This is a genomic window from Agromyces albus, assembly GCF_004134825.1.
GTDB classification, from domain to species: Bacteria; Actinomycetota; Actinomycetes; order Actinomycetales; family Microbacteriaceae; genus Agromyces; species Agromyces albus.
Window position 1 is genome coordinate 89773 of the sequence record NZ_SDPN01000001.1, and the last position, 19126, is coordinate 108898.

Sequence of the window (19126 nt, forward strand, 5' to 3'; positions counted from 1 at the left end):
TCGCGCGGCGGTCAGGCGGCGTGGTGTCGCCGCTCGAGCGCCGCTCCCTCGACGTCGACGTTCGGCAGGATGCGGTCGAGCCAGCGCGGGATCCACCACGCCGACCTGCCGAGCAGGTGCATGAGCGCCGGCATGAGGAGCATCCGCACGACGAAGGCGTCGAGGAGCACCCCGAGCGCCAGGCCGAATCCGATCGAACGGATCATCGTCGACTCGGCGAACACGAACCCGCCGAACACCGAGACCATGATGAGGCCGGCCGCGGTGACGACGGTTCGACCGGCGCGGAATCCTCGCGCCACGGCGATCCTGGCCGATGCGCCGTGCACGTACGCCTCCCGCATGCCCGACGCGAGGAACAGCTGGTAGTCCATGGCGAGCCCGAACAGGATGCCCACGAGGATCACCGGCAGGAAGCTCAGGATCGGGCCGGGCTGGATCCCGAGCGGTTCGGCGAACCATCCCCATTGGAAGACCGCGACGATCGCTCCATAGGTGGCGAACAGGGAGAGGATGAACCCGCCGGTCGCGATGAGGGGCACGAGGATCGAGCGGAACACCAGGATCATGATGAGCAGCGACAGGCCCACGACGACCACGAGGTAGAGCGGCAGCACGTTCGCGAGGTTCTCGGAGATGTCGATGTTGATCGCGGCCTGGCCGGCGACGCCGAGCGGCATGTCGCCGTCGACCGGCGGCAGCTCGCGCAGGGCCTGCACGAGTTCTCCGGTCGAGACGCTGTTCGGGCCCTCCTCGGGCACGACCTGGAAGGCGGCGAGCCGGTCGTCGTCGGAGACCGCGATCGGGGCGACGGCGGCCACGTCGTGCTGCTCGGCGATGGTGCGTGCGACGTCGAGCTGGGCTTCGACGACGGCGTCGTCATCGAGCCCGGCGGGCAGCTCCGCGGTGACGAGGAGCGGGCCGTTGGCGCCGGCACCGAAGGCGTCTTCGGTCGTGGTGAACGCCTCGTACTCCGCCGAGTGCTCGGGTGCAGTCGAACCGTCGGGCAGTCCGACCCGCATCGAGAGCGCAGGGATCGCGATGGTGAGCAGCGCCGCGGCGGTCATGGCGACGGTCAGCACCGCGCGCCACGTCGGCATGGGCCGAGACGTGGTGTCCTCGTGATGCTCCTCTCCGATCCGCGCGCGAGCGCGACGGCCGAGCACCCTCGGGCCGAGCAGGCCGAGCAGTGCCGGGGTGAGGGTCACGGCGATGAGCACGGCGATCGCCACAGCGATCGCGCCGACGGTGCCCATGAGGCCGAGGAACGGCACGCCGGTGACGTTGAGGGCGAGCAGCGCGACGATCACGGTCGCGCCGGCGAAGACGACGGCGTTCCCGGCGGTGCCGTTCGCAAGCCCGATCGACTCGCGCACCTCGGCGCCCTCCAGGAGCTGCTTGCGGTGGCGATTGATGATGAACAAGGAGTAGTCGATGCCGACCGCCAGGCCGAGCATGATGGCGAGCACCGGGGTGACCGAGGCCATCTGCACGACGCCGGAGAACGCGAGCGAGCCCGTTGCGGCGACCGCGATGCCGAGGATCGCGGTCACGAGGGGAAGCGCGGCCGCGAGGATCGAGCCGAGCATGACGAGGAGCACGACGGCGGCGAACACCACGCCGACGATCTCGCCGACCCCGAACAGCGGAGGCGGGCCTTGCGCGATGTCGCTCGAGAACGACGCCTCGGTGCCGTCGATCGGTTCGGACTCGAAGTGCTCGATGACGGCGTTCTTCGTCTCCTCCGAGAGCTCGAGGCGGGGCTGCGTGAAGGCGACGTTGACGAGGGCGGTCGAGCCGTCTTCCGAGACGACGCGGATGCCGCTCGAGAGCTCGAGCAGCTCTGCACCGGTCTCGAGCTGCTCGCTCTTCTCGTCGAGCTCGTCGCGCGCGTCGTCGAGTTGGGCCTGCTGCTCGGGAAGCTGGGCGCCTTGCGCGTCGAGTTGCGCCTGCTGCGCGTCGAGCTGCGTCCGGCCGTCTTCGATCTGCTTTCGGCCGTCGACGACCTCCTGCTGTCGCTCGGCCCGCTGCTGCTCGACGTCGAAGGGATCGACGACATCGGCGACCTCCGGAAGGTCGCGGCCGTCGGCGACGAGCGCGCTGATCTGCTCGTGCTGCTCAGCCGTGAACGCCGTGCCGTCGGTCGTCTCGAAGACCACTGATCCTGCTGCGCCACTGAAATCGGGAAGGTGCTCCTGAAGTTCATCGGTCACCGCGCCAGATGCGGTGCCCGGGATGTCGAAGCTCGTCGTAAGCCCCTTGAACCCGATTGCGAAGCCGCCGGCGGCGATCGCCGCCACGACGACCCACGCCGCGATGACCACCCAGGTTCGCCGGGCGGCCAGCTTGCCGAGCCGGTGGAGCAATTCCGCCATTTTCATTCTCCAGTCAGGTTCCCCGGATAAACAATACGCAACGCACCGTTGCGTAAACTGAGGATAGGGTGTGAAGATGGCCAACGGACGGCGCGGTGCCCCACGCAACGAGGAGGCCCGGCTTGCGATCCTGCAGGCCACGGCGAACCAATTCATCACTCGTCACTACGAGCACCTCACCGTCGAGGGCATCGCCGCCGACGCCGGCGTGAGCAAGCAGACGATCTACCGCTGGTGGCCGACCAAGGGCGCGCTCATCGCGGAAGCGATGATCGAGGGGCTCCTGTTCGCCGAACCGCTCACGCCGCTCGACACCGGCGATCTGCGGCACGACCTGGTGACGTGGCTCGACACGTTGTTCGAGTTCGCCCGAGATGAGCGCAACGAGGCACTCGTGCGCTCACTCGTGGCGGCGGCCGCCGAGAACGCCGATGTCGGACTCCGGCTCAGCGAGTCCGTCGGCGCGGCGTCAACCCTCATCGCACGGCTCGAATCGGGCATCGAGACCTCCGAGCTCCGCCCCGACGCTCCGGTCACGGATATCGTCAACGCGCTCCTCGGGGCGTTCATCGTGCGAATACTGACCCGAATACCGACCGATGTGGGCGCTGCCACGCGACTCGTCGATGCCGTGCTCGGCCCCGCACCGGCCAGCCGGTAGCCGGGAACGCCAGCCGCGAACCCTCAGGTCACGCCGCGCCGAGCTTCGCCCTGGCGTAGTGGCGGCGCGCCTTCTCGCGGTTGCCGCACGTCTCCATCGAGTGCCACTTGCGCGCGTTCGCGCGACTCTCGTCGATGAGGAAGTGCTGGCAGTCGGCAGCGGCGCACGGCCGGATGCGCGAGCCCTGCTCCCCCTGCAGCGCGCTCCACTCCTCGATCGCCTTCGCGCCGATCGCGAGTGCGGGGTCGACCTCGTCGACCCACTCGATGCCGCCGTCGTGCAGTTCGGCGCGCTTGCGCATGGCGCCGGCCCACGGCGCGAGCGCAATGGCATCCGTCTCCCCTCGCAGGAACGGCACGAGCACCTCGCGCGCCGCCCGCGCATCGGCGATCTCCTCGCGGGTGCCGGCGTGGCCGTGGGCCTTGAGCCACGCGGATGCCGCGGTGTCGTCGCCGAGCTCGTCGCTGACCTCGTCGCCGAGCACGAGGCGCGAGTTCACGAGGTCGAGCAGCAGAGAGGCAGACATGAGGGGTCTCGATTCGGACGGTGATGTTCTAACCATGTTAACGCACTGGACAGGTTGGAATAATCCCGCTATCGTAAAGTTATAACCAGCAAGGCCGGGTAATCCGGTTAGAACATCTCACCTCAAGGAGCAGAACGAATGTCGACCATCACCGTCGGAACCGAGAACAGCACGCCCATCGAGCTGTACTACGAAGACCACGGCTCCGGCCAGCCCATCGTGCTCATCCACGGCTACCCGCTCAACGGCCGCTCGTGGGAGAAGCAGACCGCCGCGCTCCTCGCCGCCGGCTACCGCGTCATCAGCTACGACCGCCGCGGGTTCGGCCTGTCGAGCCAGCCCACCGTCGGCTACGACTACGACACCTTCGCCGCCGACCTCAACACCGTGATGGAGACCCTCGACCTGCGTGACACCGTGCTCGTCGGGTTCTCGATGGGCACCGGCGAGGTCGGCCGCTACCTCAGCACCTACGGCAGCGAGCGCGTCGCCAAGGCCGCGTTCCTCGCCTCGCTCGAGCCGTTCCTGCTCCAGACCGACGACAACCCGGCGGGCGTGCCCTCCTCGGTGTTCGAGGGCATCGAGCAGGCCGCGAAGGCCGACCGGTACGCCTGGTTCGACGACTTCTACCAGAACTTCTACAACCTCGACGAGAACCTCGGCAGCCGCATCAGCGAGGCCGCCGTGCGCGCGAGCTGGAACGTCGCCGCGGGCGCATCCTGGTTCGCCTCGTCGGCCGTGGTCGACTCGTGGATCACCGACTTCCGCGCCGACATCGAGAAGGTCGACGTGCCCTCGCTCATCCTGCACGGCACGGCCGACCGCATCCTCCCGATCGACGCGACGGCTCGCGAGTTCACCAAGCGCCTGCCCGACGCCGACTACGTCGAGATCGAGGGCGCCCCGCACGGGCTGCTCTGGACCCACGCCGAAGAGGTCAACGAGGCGCTGCTCGCGTTCCTCGCAAAGGAGTCGACGCAGGGCGGCGCCGCTGAGTCGCTCGCCGAGTCGTTCGTGAACTGAGCCACAGCGCAGTCAGCACGAAGACGAGAGGAGCGGATGCCGCAGCATCCGCTCCTCTCTCACGTCACTCGCCGTGCAGCTCCTCGAGCACGGCCTCGAGCTGGTCGACCGCCCAGTCGAGGTCGCCCTGCTCCACGACGATCGGCGGCGCGAGCCGGATCGTCGAACCGTGCGTGTCCTTCACGAGCACGCCCCGGCGCATGAGCGCCTCGCACACCACGCGACCCGTCGCGAGCTCGGGGTCGATGTCGATGCCGGCCCAGAGGCCCGCGCCGCGCACCGCGACGACGCCGCGCCCGACGAGCGCCTCGAGTCGGTCGTGCAGGTGCGCGCCGAGGGCTCGGGCACGCTCCTGCGGCTCGCCCGTCGCGAGCATGCGCACGACCTCGAGGCCGATCGCTGCGGCGAGCGGGTTGCCGCCGAACGTCGAGCCGTGCTGGCCCGGCTGGAGCACTCCCAGCACGTCGCGGTCGCCGACCACCGCGGAGACGGGCACGATGCCGCCGCCGAGGGCCTTGCCGAGCAGGTAGAGGTCGGGCACGACGCCCACGAGGTCGCACGCGAACGTCGAACCCGTGCGGCCGAGGCCCGACTGGATCTCGTCGGCGATGAGCAGCACGTTGTGGCGACGGGTGATCTCGCGCAGCGCCGGCAGGAAGTCCGCCGATGGCACGAGGATGCCCGACTCGCCCTGGATCGGCTCGACGAGCACCGCGACGGTGTCGTCGTCGATGGCCGCCTCGACCGCCGCGGCATCGCCGTAGGGCACCGTGCGGAACCCAGGGGTGTACGGCCCGAAGTCGTCGTGCGCGTCGGCGTCGTCGCTGAACGAGATGATCGTCGTCGTGCGGCCGTGGAAGTTGCCCGCCATCACGATGATGTTCGCGGCATCCGCTGCCACGCCCTTCACCCGGTAGCCCCACGCGCGAGCGACCTTGATGCCCGACTCCACGGCCTCGGCGCCGGTGTTCATCGGAAGCACCATGTCCTTGCCGGCGAGCGCGGCGAGCTCGGTCACGAACGGGCCGAGCTGGTCGTTGTGGAACGCGCGGCTCGTGAGCGTGATGCGGCCGAGCTGCGCGCGCGCCACATCGAGGAGGCGTTCGTTGCCGTGGCCGAAGTTCACGGCCGAGTAGGCGGCGAGGCAATCGAGATAGCGGCGGCCGTCGACATCCGTCACCCAGGCGCCGTCGCCGCGCTCCACTACGACGGGCAGCGGGTGGTAATTGTGGGCCGCGTGCTCGTCTTCCGCACGGATGAGCTCTGCGGTGCGCTCGCTCACGCCCGTGGCCTCGGTCACGTCGCGGCTCATCGGCGCAGCTCCAGCGTGCAGCACTTCACGCCGCCGCCGCCGCGCAGCAGCTCGGAGAGATCGACGCCGATCGGGTTGTAGCCGTGCTCACGCAACTGCCGCTCGAAGTCGGCCGCCCGCGAGGCGATGACCACGTTGTGGCCGTCGCTGAACGAATTGAGACCGAGCACCGCGGCATCCGTCTCATTGACGATGATCGCGTCGGGGTACCGCTCACGCAGCACGGCGACGGATGCCTCGTCGAACGCGCTCGGCAGATAGGCGATGTGCTCCTGGCCGGGCGTCGGGTCGAGCACTGCGACGGCGGTGTCGAGGTGGTAGAAGCTCGGATCCACGAGCCGGAGGGTCACGATCTCGCGACCGGAGATGCGGCCGAGCTCCTCGTGCGAGAGCGAGTCGCTGCGGAAGCCCGTGCCGGCGAGGATCGTGTCGCCGACGAGCAGGAAGTCGCCTTCGCCCTCGTTGATCTCCTCGGGAACGCGCACGTCGAAACCGGCCTCGCGGAACCAGTCCATGTATGCGGGGCCCTCGGGCTGGCGCTCGGGATGCGTGAACTTCGCGCCGTAGGCGATGCCGTCGATGACGAACCCGCCATTCGCGGCGTAGACCATGTCGGGCAGGCCCTCGATGGGGTCGATGAGCTGCACCTCGAAGCCGAGGCCGACGTACGTGTCGTAGAGCGCCTGCCACTGCGTGAGGGCGAGGCTCGTGTCGGTGGGCTCGGCCGGGTTCATCCACGGGTTGATGCGGTACACGACCGTGAAGTGCTCAGGGCGGCACATCAGGACGCTGCGGCCGGTGGGTCTGCGTTCGGGCCGGATCTCCGGCTGGTCTTCGGTCTGGATCACGGTCGACATCTCACTCCTCGAGAGCACTTGCGGAGGTTGCGACGCACCATTTCGTGGTGAATGGGGTCGCCTCGGTCCGCGGTGTGGGCAAAGACGGCGGACCAGGTCACTCTCGCGAGCCTCGACGACGACGTTCGAGTTGTCGCCGTCGAGACGCCACTTCCAGTGTGAACGGAATCGAGCTGCGGTTCCCGGATTGGTGCGCAGTTTTCGTGCCCGTTCGGCGCGAATTCGCGACATCCGTGCGTGAATCAGCGGTCGGATGCCGCGACCTGCGCGTCTCGGTACCGGTTTCCGGCACAGCCCGCCGATGCGGGATGGCTCCCGATCGGCCGCCTCAGCCGTTCTTGCCGTCGCGCCAGCGGAGCCAGTGCTGCACCCGATCGAGGTCGTAGTCGGGCCCCGAGATGCCGAGCGTGAACAGTCGCACGCCTGCGTCGTAGAGCGCGTCGGCGTGCTCGACGTCGTAGCCGCGGCCGAGCTCGTTCGAGACGGTGATGCCCGAGACATCCCGGCCGTCCTTCTCGCCCCAGCGGGCGATGACGTCGAGCTTGTGCGCGATCTCCTCAGGCCCCACGAAGGAGTGCCAGATGTCGGCGTGATGCGCGACGATGCGAAGCGTCTTCTGCTCGCCCTTGCCGCCGATCATGATCGGGATGCGGCGCGTGGGCGGCGGGTTCAGCTTCGCCCAGCGCTCCTCGATGCGGGGCAGCGCGTGGGCGAGCGCGGTGAGCCGCGTTCCGGCAGTGCCGAACTCGTAGCCGTACTCGTCGTAGTCACGATGGAACCAGCCCGAACCGGTGCCGAAGATGAAGCGCCCGACGCCCGTGCCCTTCTCGCTGATGTGGTCGATGGTGCGGGCCATGTCGGCCTGCAGGTCGGCGCCCCGGTAGGAGTTGCAGTTCACGAGCGTGCCGAACTCGATGCGCTCGGTCTGCTCGGCCCACGCACCGAGCATCGTCCACGCTTCGAAGTGCAGGCCGTCGCGATCGCCGGAGAGCGGGAAGAAATGGTCCCAGTTGAAGACGATGTCGGTGCCGAGCTCTTCGAGGCGGAGCACGGTGTCGCGGATGGCGGTGTACTGGGCGTGCTGCGGCTGTACCTGGATACCGAGACGCACGGGGGAATCGAGACGCATTCCGCCAGCCTAGGACGATCGGATGCCGCGACGGCGGCGTCTCCGGATTTTCCTAGCGTTCGACGCCGAGCAGTCGTTCGAGCACCTCGAGCGAGGGGGCGGGATCGACGCCGGGGTCGAGCAGCCACTGCACCTGCAAGCCGTCGGACGCCGCGATCACGAGCGAGGCGACGGATGCCGCGTCGACGTCGGCGCGCATCCGGCCGGCTGCCTGCTCCGCCTCGACCTGCGCCACGAGCTCGGCGCGGACCCTGGCGAAGCGCGCCGTCGCGAAGTCGCGCGCGTCATCGTGCCCGCGCTCGAGCGCCGAGGCGACGAGCGTCGTGTAGAGCTGCACGAGACCGGGAACGGCATGGTTGCGGCGCGCGGCGTTCGTCATCGAGCCGACGGCGGTCGTTCCCGGGGGGTTCGGGTCTTCGATGTGCGTGCGCTCCTCGGCGGCGCGGTACACGGCGACGAGGAGCTGTTCGCGAGAGTCGAAGTAGTGGCGCAGCGCTGCGTGCGAGACGCCGATCGCCTCACCGATCGCACGCAGCGAGGTGCCCTCGGCGCCGCGCTCGGCGAAGACCTCGATGGCGCGGTCGAGGATCTCCTGCCGTCGTTCGACGCCCTTGGCGTAGGACCCCCGGCGGCGATCGTCGGGGTCGGCGCTCGGCGACTCCATGCGGCCATCGTAAGCCGTCGAACAAAAACCTCCACGCGGAGGTTTTCGGTGCTAAGGTCGTTCGGGTGACCTCATCGACGACCTCACCCACGACCTCCATCCAGCTCTTCACCGTTCGCGAGCACCTCGAGCGCGACGCCGACGAGGCGCTCGGTCGCCTCGCCGACATCGGCTACACCACGGTGGAGCCCTACGACTTCGTACGCCGCGCGGGCGAGCTCGCCGCCGCACTCAAGCGGCACGGGCTCGCAGCCCCCACCGGCCACGCGTTCCTCTCCTCGCCGTCGTTCATCGCGCCCGACGGCAGCGGCACCGCGATTGCGGCGCCCAGCCACGACGAGGTCTTCGCCGCAGCGCGCGAACTCGGCATGTCGATCGTGATCGAGCCGTACACCGACCCCGACCGCTGGTCGACCCGAGAGCAGATCGAGGAGACCGCCGACCTGCTGAACGCGGCCGCCGCCACGGCGGCCACGCACGGCCTGCGCGTCGGCTATCACAACCACGCGCACGAACTCGACCGCGACATCGACGGCCGGCGCGGCCTCGAGATCCTCGCCGACGCTCTCGACCCCGAGGTCGCGCTCGAGGTCGACCTCTACTGGGCGGCCCGCGCAGGCGTCGACGTCGTCGCGCTCATCGGCCGGCTCGGCGACCGCGTGCGCGCCGTGCACGTGAAAGACGGGAGCCTCGATCCCGAGCTCGTCACGGCCTACCCGCCGGCCGATCAGGTGCCCGCCGGCCGGGGAGCGGTGCCGCTCGCGGCGGCCATCGACGCGGCATCCGCCCTCGAATTCGCGGTCGTCGAGTACGACGCCTACGACGGCGACCTCTACGACGGACTCGCGCAGAGCCACAAGTTCCTCGCCGCGCGGAGCGCCGCCTGATGGGCGCGGGCAACGCCGTCGGCGTCGGCGTCATCGGCGCCGGCAACATCAGCGACACCTACCTCGAGCACCTCACGAGCTTCCCCGACCTCGAGGTGCACGTCGTCGGCGACCTCGACCTCGACCGCGCGCGGGCGCAGGCCGAGAAGCACGGAGTCCGCGCGTCGGGCGATGCCGACGCCGTGCTCTCGCACCCCGACGTCGAGCTCGTCGTGAACCTCACGATCCCCGCTGTGCACGCCGAGGTCTCGTCGGCCGCGGTGTCGGCCGGCAAGCACGTGTGGAGCGAGAAGCCCATCGGCATCGACCGGGCGAGCGCCGCAGCGCTGCTCGACCAGGCTGCAGCGGCGGGCGTGCGCATCGGCGTTGCCCCCGACACCGTGCTCGGCCCCGGGCTGCAGTCGGCGCGGCGTGCCATCGCCCGCGGCGACATCGGCCGCCCACTGTTCGCCCAGACGACGTTCCAGTGGCAGGGCCCCGAGCTGTTCCACCCGAACCCCGGCTTCCTCTACGCGCGCGGTGGCGGGCCGCTCCTCGACATGGGCCCGTACTACGTGTCGGCGCTCGTGCACGTCTTCGGCCCCGTCGCCGAGGTCGCTGCGCTCGGGCAGCGCGGCACCGACATCCGCTCGGTGCAGGTCGGCCCGCTCGCCGGGCAGTCCTTCCCGGTCGAGGTGCCGTCGACCGTACAGGTGCTGACCCGCTTCGAGGAGGGCGGCCAGGCCCAGAGCCTCTACAGCACCGACTCCCCGCTCCTGCGGCAGGGCATCGTCGAGATCTCGGGCACCGAGGGCACGATCGTCATCCCCGACCCCAACACCTTCGGCGGCCGTATCGCCATCGTGCGCCCGCTCGCCTCGCTCGCCGATGCCGGCGCGCAGGAGTGGATCGACATCGAGCAGGAGGGCGTCATGGTCGGGCGGGGCCTCGGCGCGCTCGATCTCGCCCGCGCGGTGCGGGGCGGCCACACGCATCTCGCGAGCGGCGAGATCGGCTACCACGTGCTCGACACCCTGCTCGCGATCGAGGAGTCGGTGGAGCAGGGCGGGTTCGTGCCCGTCGAGAGCACCGTCGACGTGGTCGGCATGATGCCCGCCGATTTCGATCCGTTCATGCGCACGGTCTGACCGGCGCGGCCCGGGTCGTGCTCGGCCATCTCGAACGGCTCGCGCAGGAAACCCGCGTTCAACGCTATTCCAACGCAATGAATCCGCATATACTGCGAGGATGGACAACCTCGACCGCGCCATCCTCGACCTGTTGCGGCAGAACTCCCGGGCTGGGTACGGCGACATCGGGTCGTCCGTGGGCCTCTCGGCGTCGGCCGTGAAGCGGCGTGTCGACCGGCTCGTCGCCGACGGCGTCATCCGCTCGTTCACGATCCAGGTCGACCCCGCCGTCGACGGCATGAGCACCGAGGCCTATGTCGAGCTGTTCTGCCGGGGCACCGTCGCACCCGACGAACTGCAACGCATCCTCCAGGGCGTGCCCGAAGTCGTCTACGCGGGCACGGTCACGGGCAGCGCCGACGCGATCGTGCACATGCGCGCCCGCGACATCACCTCGCTCGAAGACGCCCTCGAACGCGTGCGAATCGCCCCCAATGTCGACCACACCCGAAGCGCGATCGTGCTGTCGAGACTCGTGAACCGCAACCGGGACTGACGATGACGGATGCCGCGAGCAGCACGCCGAGCGAGTCGGCGCCGAACGCCCTCGACGAAGACGGCCGCAAGCACGGCCACTGGCAGGAGCACTTCGCCGACGGCCGGGTCTCGGCCGAGGGCAGCTACGAGCACGGCGTGCAGCAGGGCCCCTGGCGGTACTGGTACCGGAACGGCCAGCTGAAGGCAGCCGGCAACCGGCTCGAAGACACGCTCGACGGCCACTGGCGGTGGTGGCGCGAAGACGGCGGCCCGCTGCAGGAGGGCGCCTTCGTGCGCAACGAGCAGCACGGCGAGTGGCGGCGGTGGCACGCGACCGGCGAATTGCTCGACGAAGGCGAGTATCACCTGGGCCGCAAGATCGGCATGTGGCGCAGCTACCACCCCGACGGCAGCCTCAAGCAGGAGAGATCGCATCAGCCGCGCCACTAGCGGGGATGCAGGAGCGCCGATGCTCGAGGTCGATCCGAACAGTGCGGTGGCGCCCTTCGAGCAGATTCGCGTGCAGGTGATCGAAGCCGTGCGCAGCGGAGACCTCGTGCCCGGCAGCCGGATGCCCACGGTGCGCCGGCTCGCTGAAGAGCTCGGCCTCGCCCCGAACACCGTCGCCCGCGCCTACCGTGAGCTCGAACACGACGGCGTCATCGAGACGCGAGGACGGAACGGCTCGTTCGTGTCAGCGACCGGTGACCCGACCCGGCAGCAGGCGCAGCTCGCGGCATCCGCCTACGCCGATCACATCGCCCGGCTCGGGGTCGACGCCGACGAGGCGCTCGCGATCGTGCGTTCAGCCCTGGGGCTCCCCGCTCAGCGAGGCTGATCGCGCCGACCTGGTCTCGGTTCTCGGTTCTCGGTTCTCAGCTCTCGGGAATGGGTTGTTTCGGCAGCTTGCGCACCTTCGCGCGCCGGCGTCGCCGCTCGGGGATCATCGAACGCATCTCCTCGAGCTTGCCGAAGCACAGCAGCCGGTCTTCGGCCTGCAGCTCGACGCTGCGGCGCGGGTTCGGGATGACGCTCGTGCCACGGTGCAGCGTGAGCACGGTGATGTCGCGCTCCGAGAGCCCCGAGTCGCCGAGGGTCGTGCCCACCAGGTCGGCGCCGCCGTGCACGACGAGCTCGGCCACGCCGTAACCCGTCGAGACGGTGAGGCGCTGCCGCACGTCGATCTCGGGGAAGGCGACCTGGTTCGCGATGTGGTCGACGATCGCGCCGGCCACATCGAGCTTCGTCGCGGTCTCGATGCCTTCGAGGCCTGGGGAGGAGTTCACCTCCATCACGAGCGGGCCCTCGTCGCCCTCGAGCATGTCGACGCCGGCGACCCTGAGTCCCATGATCTGGGCCGAGCGCACGGCTGCCTGCTCGAATTCGGGCGTCAGCTCGACGGACTCCACCGTGCCGCCGCGGTGCACGTTCGAGCGGAACTCGTCGCCGATCGCGCTCCGGCGCATCGCCGCGACCACGCGATCGCCGACGACGAGGGCACGGATGTCGCGGCCGCGGCTCTCCTTGATGAACCGCTGGATGAGCACGTTCTGCTTCGTCGAGTGCAGGGTCTCGATGATCGCCTCGGCGACCTTGACCTCGGGCGCGAGGATGACGCCGATGCCCTGTGTTCCCTCGAGCAGCTTGATGACGACCGGCGCACCGCCCACCCGCTCGATCGCGGGTCGTACATCGGCGCGGTTCCGCACGAAGGCCGTCGCCGGCATGCCGATGTTGTGACGGGACAGGATCTGGTTGGCGCGCAGCTTGTCACGCGAGTTCGTGATGCCGTTCGCCGTGTTCGGCGTGAAGACGTCCATCTGCTCGAACTGCCGCACCACCGCCGTGCCGTAGTAGGTGACCGAGTTGCCGATCCTCGGCAGCACCGCGTCGTAGTCGGAGAGCGGCCGCCCGCGGTACTGCAGGTCGGGCTCGGGCCCCGACAGGTCGATCGCGAAGCGCAGGGTGTCGAGCACTCTCACCTGGTGTCCGCGTTGTTCCGCGGCCGCCCGGAGTCGCTGCGTCGAGTACGCCTGCGGGGCGCGCGAGAGGATCGCCAGTTTCATCAGTTGTACCCCTGCGAAGATGGTCGGGTGAACGAGACTCCCCATTCAAACACCATCGTCGGATGGCGCGAGTGGGTAAGTCTGCCCGATGCAGGGGTGCCGTGGATCAAAGCCAAGCTCGACACCGGCGCACGAACCTCGTCGTTGCACGCCTTCGACGTGGAGGAGGCGCAGCATGACGGCACGTCGATGGTGCGATTCGGCATCCACCCATGGCAGGACACCGGCGACGACGCCGTCGTGGTGGAGCTGCCGATCCACGACCGCCGAAAGGTGCGCAGCTCCTCGGGCCACACTGAGGAGCGCATCGTCGTGCTCATGGAGGTCGTGCTTCGAGGACGCGCCATCACCGCCGAGGTGACACTCACGAACCGTGACGAGATGGGCTTCCGCATGCTCATCGGCCGAGAAGCCTTGCGCCGGGGATTCATCGTCGACGCAGCACGCTCGTTCCTCGGCGGACGCGCGCCCCGCCGCATCCGCCGTCGCAACCGGGGCCGCACGGTGCGCGTGGTCGATCGCTCGAAGTAGCCCCTAGATCACGCCCGCCGAGAGCGAACTCGGGTTGCCGAAGCGGTGGTTCGTGATCGAGACGGCCTGCTCGCGCAGGAACGGCAGCAGCTCCACGCGGCCCGAGGGCGTCACGGCGTGCGACCACACCGCGACATCCGGGCTTCCGCCGAGCGCTTCGGTGAGTGCCGGGGCGCCGCCGCCGACGAGCCGCACGCGTGTCGTGGTGATGCCGCCCTTCGCGGCGCGCGCGAGCCATCCGGCATCCTTCTCGCGGACGATGCGCACGTCACGCGCGGCGAGCACGTTGCGCACGCCCTTCGGCAGGTCGATCGCCGTCGACACCGTGAGCGGCGCCTTCGCGAGCACGCCGGCGGCGATGACGCGGAGCCCCTCGGCGAGGGTCGCCTGCTCGCCGATGCGGATCGTGACGGGCAGCGGGCGGTAGCGGAACAGGTTCCGCTCGACCTCGACGCCCGAGACGTCCTTCACGACGCCGTACTCCTCGGCCCACGCGAGCTCGTCGGAGAGGGCAGAGCGGCGCAGCAGGTCGAACTCCTCGTAGCCGAGCGCCGGCTGCGAGGCCTCGATGATCTCGGTGACGCGCTTCTCGAGTCCGCGCAGGTGCAGCGTGGAGCTCGCGGGGCCGTGCTCGGGCACCCACTCGCCGAGACCGAACAGGTAGTTCGGGCCGCCCGCCTTCGCGCCGGCGCCGACCGACGAGCGCTTCCAGCCGCCGAACGGCTGGCGCTGCACGATCGCACCGGTGGTGCCGCGGTTCACGTAGAGGTTGCCGGCCTCGACGCGATCGAGCCAGGTGGCGAGCTCGGCGGGATCGAGCGAGTGCAGGCCCGCGGTGAGCCCGTAGTCGACGGCGTTCTGCATGCGGATCGCCTCGTCGAGGTTCCGAGCGTGCATGACGCCGAGCACCGGGCCGAAGAACTCGGTGAGGTGGAAATAGGAGCCGGCGGCGACGCCCGAGCGGATGCCGGGAGACCAGAGCTGCCCCGTCTCGTCGAGCTGCCTCGGCTCGACGAGCCAGTCCTCGCCGATGCCGAGCTGCGTGAGCGCGTGCAGCAGCTTGCCGTTCGCGGGCTCGATGATCGGGCCCATCTGGCTCCGCGGGTCTTCGGGCCAGCCGACCTGCAACGACATGGTCGCGTCGACGAGCTGCCGGCGGAATCGCTCGGACTTCGCGACCGATCCCACGAGGATCACGAGCGAGGCGGCCGAGCACTTCTGCCCCGCGTGTCCGAAGGCGCTCTTCACGACGTCGGCAGCGGCGAGGTCGAGGTCGGCCGACGGCGTCACGATGATCGCGTTCTTGCCGCTCGTCTCGGCGAGGAGCGGGAGGTCTTTCCGGAACGAGCGGAACAGCTGCGCGGTCTCGTACGCGCCCGTGAGGATGACGCGGTCGACCTCGGGCGCCGAGACGAGTTGCTTGCCGAGGTCGTGGTTGGCGAGGTCGACGAGGGCGAGGAGGTGGCGCGGCACGCCGGCCTCCCAGAGCGCCTCGACCATGACGGCGCCGGAGCGCTGGGCGAGCTTCGCGGGCTTGATGATGACGCCCGAACCTGCGGCGAGCGCGGCGAGCACACCGCCGGCCGGTATGGCGACCGGGAAATTCCACGGCGGCGTCACGACGGTGAGCTTCGGTGGCACGAACGAAGCCCCCTGCACGTGGTCGAGCTCGCGGGCGCGCTCGGCATAGTAATGCGCGAAGTCGATCGCCTCGCTCACCTCGGGGTCGGCCTCGGCGATGGTCTTGCCCGTCTCGGCGGCCATCGCCTCGATGAGGCGGTCGCGGTTCGCGGCGAGCGCGATGCCCGCGCGATGCAGCACGGCGGCGCGTTCGGCGCCGGGCAGCCTGCCCCACGCGGCACCGCGGGCGTGCACGGAACCGATGATGGAGTCGAGGGTCTCGGGGTCGTCGACGCGGGCCGCGGCGACCGTGTCCATGCCGACACGCGATCCGGGCACGCGGGCGAGGATGCGGCGTCCCCAGTCGCGGTTCGCGGCGATCGCCGGGTCGGTGTCGGGTTCGTTGCGGAAGCCGGGAGTCGCGCCCGGGCCCATGGGCGCGCCCGGCGTGCCCGGCGCCGAGGGAGCAGCGGATGCCGCGGCATCCGCCAGCTCGATGCCGTCGATGCCGTCGGAGCCGCGCACGAGGTTGAGCACGACGCTCGTGAGCGACTCGTCTTCGTGCTCGGTGCCCGGAGCGGGAGCGTCGGGAATCGCCATCGCCGCGGCGAGCGACTCCTCGCTCCACTCGGTGCGGCGGTTCTGGGTGCGATTCGGCGTGGGCGCGGCCGGGTTCGCGGCATCCGCTTCGAGCGCTTCGACCGAGCGGAGGTAGCGTGCCTGCTCACGCTCGAAGAGCCGCTCGTCGCCGGCGAGCTCGAACACGGCCGACATGAAGTTGTCGTCGCTCGCGTTCTCTTCGAGGCGGCGGATCAGGTAGGCGATCGCCACGTCGAACTCCGCGGGGTTCACGACGGGCGTGTAGAGCAGCAGGTTGCCGACGGTGGCGCGCACCGCTTCCGCCTGGCCGGTCGCCATGCCGAGGAGCATCTCGAACTCGACGCGATCGTCGACGCCGCGATACTTCGCGGTGAGCCAGGCGTCGGCGACGTCGAAGAGATTGTGGCCGGCGACGCCGAGCTTGACCGCGTGAGTGCGTTCGGGCGTCATCGACCAGCGGAGCACCCGCTTGTAGTTCGTGTCGGAGTCCTGCTTGGTGCCGTACGTCGCGACGGGCCAGCCGTGGATCGCGGCGTCGACGTGCTCCATCGCGAGGTTCGCGCCCTTCACGACCCGCACCTTGATCGGTGCGCCGCCGGCGGCGCGGCGGGCCGTCGCCCATGCGGTGAGGTCCTGCATCGCGCCGAGCGCGTCGGGCAGGTAGGTCTGCAGCACGATGCCCGCTTCGAGGCCGCGCAACTGCGGCTTGTCGAGCAGGGTCTTGAACACCGCGATCGTGAGGTCGAGGTCGCGGTACTCCTCCATGTCGAGGTTGATGAACTTGGGCGACGGGCTCTTCGCGGCGAGCTCGTAGAGCGGGGTGAGCTTCTCGACGACCTTCTCGACGGCTTCGTCGAACGACCACATCGAGAGCTGGCTCACGACGCTCGAGACCTTGATCGACACGTAGTCCACGTCGTCTCGGGCGAGGAACTCGTAGGTGCCGCGCAAGCGGCGGGCGGCCTCGTCTTCGCCGAGCACGGCCTCGCCGAGGAGGTTGAGGTTCAAGCGGTTGCCGTTCTCGCGCAGCGAGGCGATCGCGGGGCCGAGCTTCTCGGGCGTCGCGTCGAGCACGAGGTGGCCGACCATGCTGCGCAGCACGCGACGCGCGATCGGGATGACGATCCACGGGAACGCCGGCGCGACGAATCCGCCGAGCCGGATCGCAGCGCGCAGGTACCAAGGCAGGAACCGCGGCGTGAGCCTCGCGACCTGCTCGAGGTTTCGGCCGGCCACGCCGACGTCTTCGGGCCGCATGACGCCGTCGACGAATCCGACGGTGAAGTCGAGGCCGCGCGGGTCTTTCAGCACGCCGGCGAGACGCTCGGCGGCGGGCTCTGCGGGATACTCGGCGCTCTCGGCAAGCCAGCGTCGCACGAGGGCGACGACGTGATCGGTGCTCGGTCGTGCGTCCGTGGCAGCGTTCGACATGGTCACGAGGCTAGTGTCCTTTGCTTCTGGCGCGCCGGGGGCCGCGCGCCGCTTGAGATAAGTGTGCGCCGATGCATCCGTTCGGTACAGCGAATGAATCCGAAGGATACTGTTCAGAGGAACCGATGTATCGACTGTCGCCTGGAGGCCGTCATGCTCGATGTGCGCCGCTTGCGCCTGCTCGTCGAACTCAGCCAGCGCGGCACCCTCGCGGCGGTCGCCGAGGCGCTCTCGTACAGCCCGTCCTCAGTGTCGCAGCAGCTCAGTCAGCTCGAGCGCGAGGCGGGGGTGCCGCTGCTCGTGCAGGTCGGTCGCAGGGTGCAGCTGACCCCGCAGGCCGAAGTTCTCGTCGAGCACGCCCGTGCGGTGCTCGATCGCCTCGAGGAGGCGGAGTCGGATGTCGCGCGCTCGCTCACGACCGTCGGCGGCACGGTGCGCATCGCGGTGTTCCAGTCGGCGGCCCACGCGATCGTGCCGCAGGCCCTCACGCTGCTTCGTGCGGAGCATCCCGACCTGCGCGTCGAGGTCACCGAGCGCGAGCCCGAGCTCGCCCTCTTCGACGTCGCGGCGCGCGACTTCGACCTCGTGATCGCCGAGCAATACCCCGGCCACACGCGCGCCCACCGCGACGACCTCGACCGCGTGCACCTCGCCGCCGACGTGATCCGGCTCGCGCTGCCGCCTGATGCCGCCTCCGGTGGTCGAGTAGCGCCGCCGCAGGCGACTCGTATCGAGGCCACCCCGGATTCCGGGAGTCCCCTCGCCGCGGCATCCGACCTCCCTTGGGTGCTCGAGCCCGCCGGAACAGCCTCTCGCGAGTGGGCCGAGCAACTCTGCCGTGAAGCCGGCTTCGAGCCCGACGTGCGGTTCGAGACGGCCGACCTCATGGCGCACATCCGCCTCATCCGCTCAGGCAACGCCGTCGGGCTCCTGCCCGATCTCGTCTGGGCGGGCGAGGTGCCGAACGTGGCCCTCATCGACCTGCCGGGGCATCCGCAGCGCGAGGTGTTCAGCTCCACGCGGCTCGCGGCGGCGACGCGGCCGGCCGTGGTCGCCTGTCGCGACGCCCTGGCCAGGGCTGCCCGCGCAGACGCGGCTCCCAGGCGCAGCTGAGCGATCCTCGGAATAGACTGTGGCCATGGCACGGATGTCTCGTTCCACGACACGTGTCGGCGGGATCGTCGTCGCAGCGGTCGCCGTCCTGACCCTCACCGGCTGCCCGTCGAACGGCGGCGGCACCGGCGGCGGCGGGTACGGACTCGGCCCCGACGTGTCCGTCGTCGTGGAGGCCCCGGCTGGCGCTGCAGGCACCTAACGCGCCGCCGCCGACCTGCGGCGCTCCGGGCTCGCGACGGCGAGCACCGGCCGCCGATCGCGCCGCAGCGTTACGCTGACGCCATGGCACAGATGCTGCGGTTCTCGGCTCTGACCGGTGCGTTGCTCGTCGCGGCGACGCTCACGCTCGTGGGGTGCGCGACGAACGCGGGCCCCGGAGCGGCGCCCGACCCGATCGGCACGTGGGGCGACCCGACGGCAACCACCGAGCCGTCGATCGTGCTCGCCGCCGACGGCACACTCACCGGCACCGACGGCTGCAACCGTCTCACCGGCGGCTGGAGCATGGACGGCACCACGGTCACGTTCGAGCACGTCGCGACGACCCGCATGTTCTGCGAAGGCGTCGACACCTGGCTCTCGGAACTCGCCGCGGCGACCATCGCCGACGAGACGATGACCGTGCTCGACGCATCCGGTGCGCAGATCGGCACGCTGCCGCGCACCGAGTGAGCGGCGCTCG

The 19126-nt window shown here is 69.9% G+C and carries 19 protein-coding genes; 11 read left to right on the forward strand and 8 right to left on the reverse strand.

Annotation, left to right across the window (positions count from 1 at the left end; all coding sequences use genetic code 11):
- Positions 1-11: 11 nt before the first annotated feature.
- Positions 12-2375 carry an MMPL family transporter gene (locus ESP51_RS00430; protein ID WP_129518904.1) on the reverse strand — a complete coding sequence of 788 codons (2364 nt, stop codon included), beginning with the start codon at positions 2373-2375 and terminating at the stop codon, positions 12-14.
- A 76-nt stretch (positions 2376-2451) separates the two neighbouring features.
- Here ESP51_RS00430 and ESP51_RS00435 point away from each other — a divergent pair, with 76 nt between their 5' ends.
- The gene (locus tag ESP51_RS00435) at positions 2452-3036 is read left to right on the forward strand and encodes a TetR/AcrR family transcriptional regulator (RefSeq protein ID WP_129518905.1); all 585 of its coding nucleotides are present in this window, start codon (positions 2452-2454) and stop codon (positions 3034-3036) included.
- A 28-nt stretch (positions 3037-3064) separates the two neighbouring features.
- On the opposite strand, the gene ESP51_RS00440 is transcribed toward ESP51_RS00435, so the two are convergent.
- On the reverse strand, positions 3065-3562 hold the full coding sequence (locus ESP51_RS00440) for a CGNR zinc finger domain-containing protein (RefSeq protein ID WP_164990334.1): 498 nt from the start codon (positions 3560-3562) through the stop codon (positions 3065-3067).
- Between the two features lie 138 nt (positions 3563-3700).
- Here ESP51_RS00440 and ESP51_RS00445 point away from each other — a divergent pair, with 138 nt between their 5' ends.
- Positions 3701-4585 carry an alpha/beta fold hydrolase gene (locus ESP51_RS00445; protein ID WP_129518907.1) on the forward strand — a complete coding sequence of 295 codons (885 nt, stop codon included), beginning with the start codon at positions 3701-3703 and terminating at the stop codon, positions 4583-4585.
- 64 nt (positions 4586-4649) lie between these two features.
- On the opposite strand, the gene rocD is transcribed toward ESP51_RS00445, so the two are convergent.
- From rocD to ESP51_RS00465, 4 genes are all read right to left on the reverse strand, one after another.
- Positions 4650-5897, reverse strand: coding sequence for an ornithine--oxo-acid transaminase (gene rocD, locus ESP51_RS00450; RefSeq protein WP_129518908.1), 1248 nt, complete (start codon positions 5895-5897; stop codon positions 4650-4652).
- Positions 5894-6679: a dimethylargininase gene (gene ddaH, locus ESP51_RS00455; RefSeq protein WP_241842910.1), complete on the reverse strand. Its 786-nt coding sequence runs from the start codon at positions 6677-6679 to the stop codon at positions 5894-5896. Before ddaH ends, rocD begins: the two co-directional genes overlap by 4 nt.
- Before the next feature lie 403 nt (positions 6680-7082).
- Complete coding sequence (locus tag ESP51_RS00460) at positions 7083-7883, reverse strand: LLM class F420-dependent oxidoreductase (protein ID WP_129518910.1); 801 nt, start codon at positions 7881-7883, stop codon at positions 7083-7085.
- A 52-nt stretch (positions 7884-7935) separates the two neighbouring features.
- Positions 7936-8547, reverse strand: coding sequence for a TetR/AcrR family transcriptional regulator (locus ESP51_RS00465; protein WP_129518911.1), 612 nt, complete (start codon positions 8545-8547; stop codon positions 7936-7938).
- A 65-nt stretch (positions 8548-8612) separates the two neighbouring features.
- Here ESP51_RS00465 and ESP51_RS00470 point away from each other — a divergent pair, with 65 nt between their 5' ends.
- From ESP51_RS00470 to ESP51_RS00490, 5 genes are all read left to right on the forward strand, one after another.
- The gene (locus ESP51_RS00470; RefSeq protein ID WP_129518912.1) at positions 8613-9434 is read left to right on the forward strand and encodes a sugar phosphate isomerase/epimerase family protein; all 822 of its coding nucleotides are present in this window, start codon (positions 8613-8615) and stop codon (positions 9432-9434) included.
- On the forward strand, positions 9434-10561 hold the full coding sequence (locus tag ESP51_RS00475) for a Gfo/Idh/MocA family protein (RefSeq protein WP_129518913.1): 1128 nt from the start codon (positions 9434-9436) through the stop codon (positions 10559-10561). The genes ESP51_RS00470 and ESP51_RS00475 overlap by 1 nt, the downstream gene beginning before the upstream one ends.
- A 100-nt stretch (positions 10562-10661) precedes the next feature.
- Entirely contained in the window at positions 10662-11099 is a 438-nt protein-coding gene (locus ESP51_RS00480; protein WP_129518914.1) for an Lrp/AsnC family transcriptional regulator, read from the forward strand.
- Between the two features lie 2 nt (positions 11100-11101).
- Complete coding sequence (locus ESP51_RS00485; protein ID WP_129518915.1) at positions 11102-11530, forward strand: toxin-antitoxin system YwqK family antitoxin; 429 nt, start codon at positions 11102-11104, stop codon at positions 11528-11530.
- 19 nt (positions 11531-11549) lie between these two features.
- Positions 11550-11918, forward strand: a complete 369-nt coding sequence (locus ESP51_RS00490) for a GntR family transcriptional regulator (protein ID WP_129518916.1) — start codon at positions 11550-11552, stop codon at positions 11916-11918.
- Positions 11919-11955: 37 nt separating this feature from the next.
- On the opposite strand, the gene ESP51_RS00495 is transcribed toward ESP51_RS00490, so the two are convergent.
- Positions 11956-13146: a RimK family alpha-L-glutamate ligase gene (locus ESP51_RS00495; protein ID WP_129518917.1), complete on the reverse strand. Its 1191-nt coding sequence runs from the start codon at positions 13144-13146 to the stop codon at positions 11956-11958.
- A gap of 27 nt (positions 13147-13173) precedes the next feature.
- On the opposite strand from ESP51_RS00495, the gene ESP51_RS00500 reads away from it, so the two are divergent.
- On the forward strand, positions 13174-13677 hold the full coding sequence (locus tag ESP51_RS00500; protein WP_129518918.1) for an ATP-dependent zinc protease family protein: 504 nt from the start codon (positions 13174-13176) through the stop codon (positions 13675-13677).
- 3 nt (positions 13678-13680) lie between these two features.
- Here ESP51_RS00500 and ESP51_RS00505 read toward each other — a convergent pair whose 3' ends face one another.
- The gene (locus ESP51_RS00505) at positions 13681-17328 is read right to left on the reverse strand and encodes a proline dehydrogenase family protein (protein WP_129518919.1); all 3648 of its coding nucleotides are present in this window, start codon (positions 17326-17328) and stop codon (positions 13681-13683) included.
- A 153-nt stretch (positions 17329-17481) separates the two neighbouring features.
- Between ESP51_RS00505 and ESP51_RS00510 the strand changes: the two genes are divergently transcribed.
- The 3 genes from ESP51_RS00510 to ESP51_RS00515 all read left to right on the forward strand — a co-directional run bounded on the left by ESP51_RS00510 (position 17482) and on the right by ESP51_RS00515 (position 19116).
- Positions 17482-18441 (forward strand): LysR family transcriptional regulator, encoded by a 960-nt coding sequence (locus tag ESP51_RS00510; RefSeq protein WP_129518920.1) that lies wholly within the window; start codon positions 17482-17484, stop codon positions 18439-18441.
- Positions 18442-18466: 25 nt separating this feature from the next.
- Complete coding sequence (locus ESP51_RS20445) at positions 18467-18643, forward strand: hypothetical protein (RefSeq protein ID WP_164990335.1); 177 nt, start codon at positions 18467-18469, stop codon at positions 18641-18643.
- Between the two features lie 83 nt (positions 18644-18726).
- On the forward strand, positions 18727-19116 hold the full coding sequence (locus tag ESP51_RS00515) for an META domain-containing protein (RefSeq protein ID WP_129518921.1): 390 nt from the start codon (positions 18727-18729) through the stop codon (positions 19114-19116).
- The last annotated feature ends 10 nt before the right edge of the window (positions 19117-19126 follow it).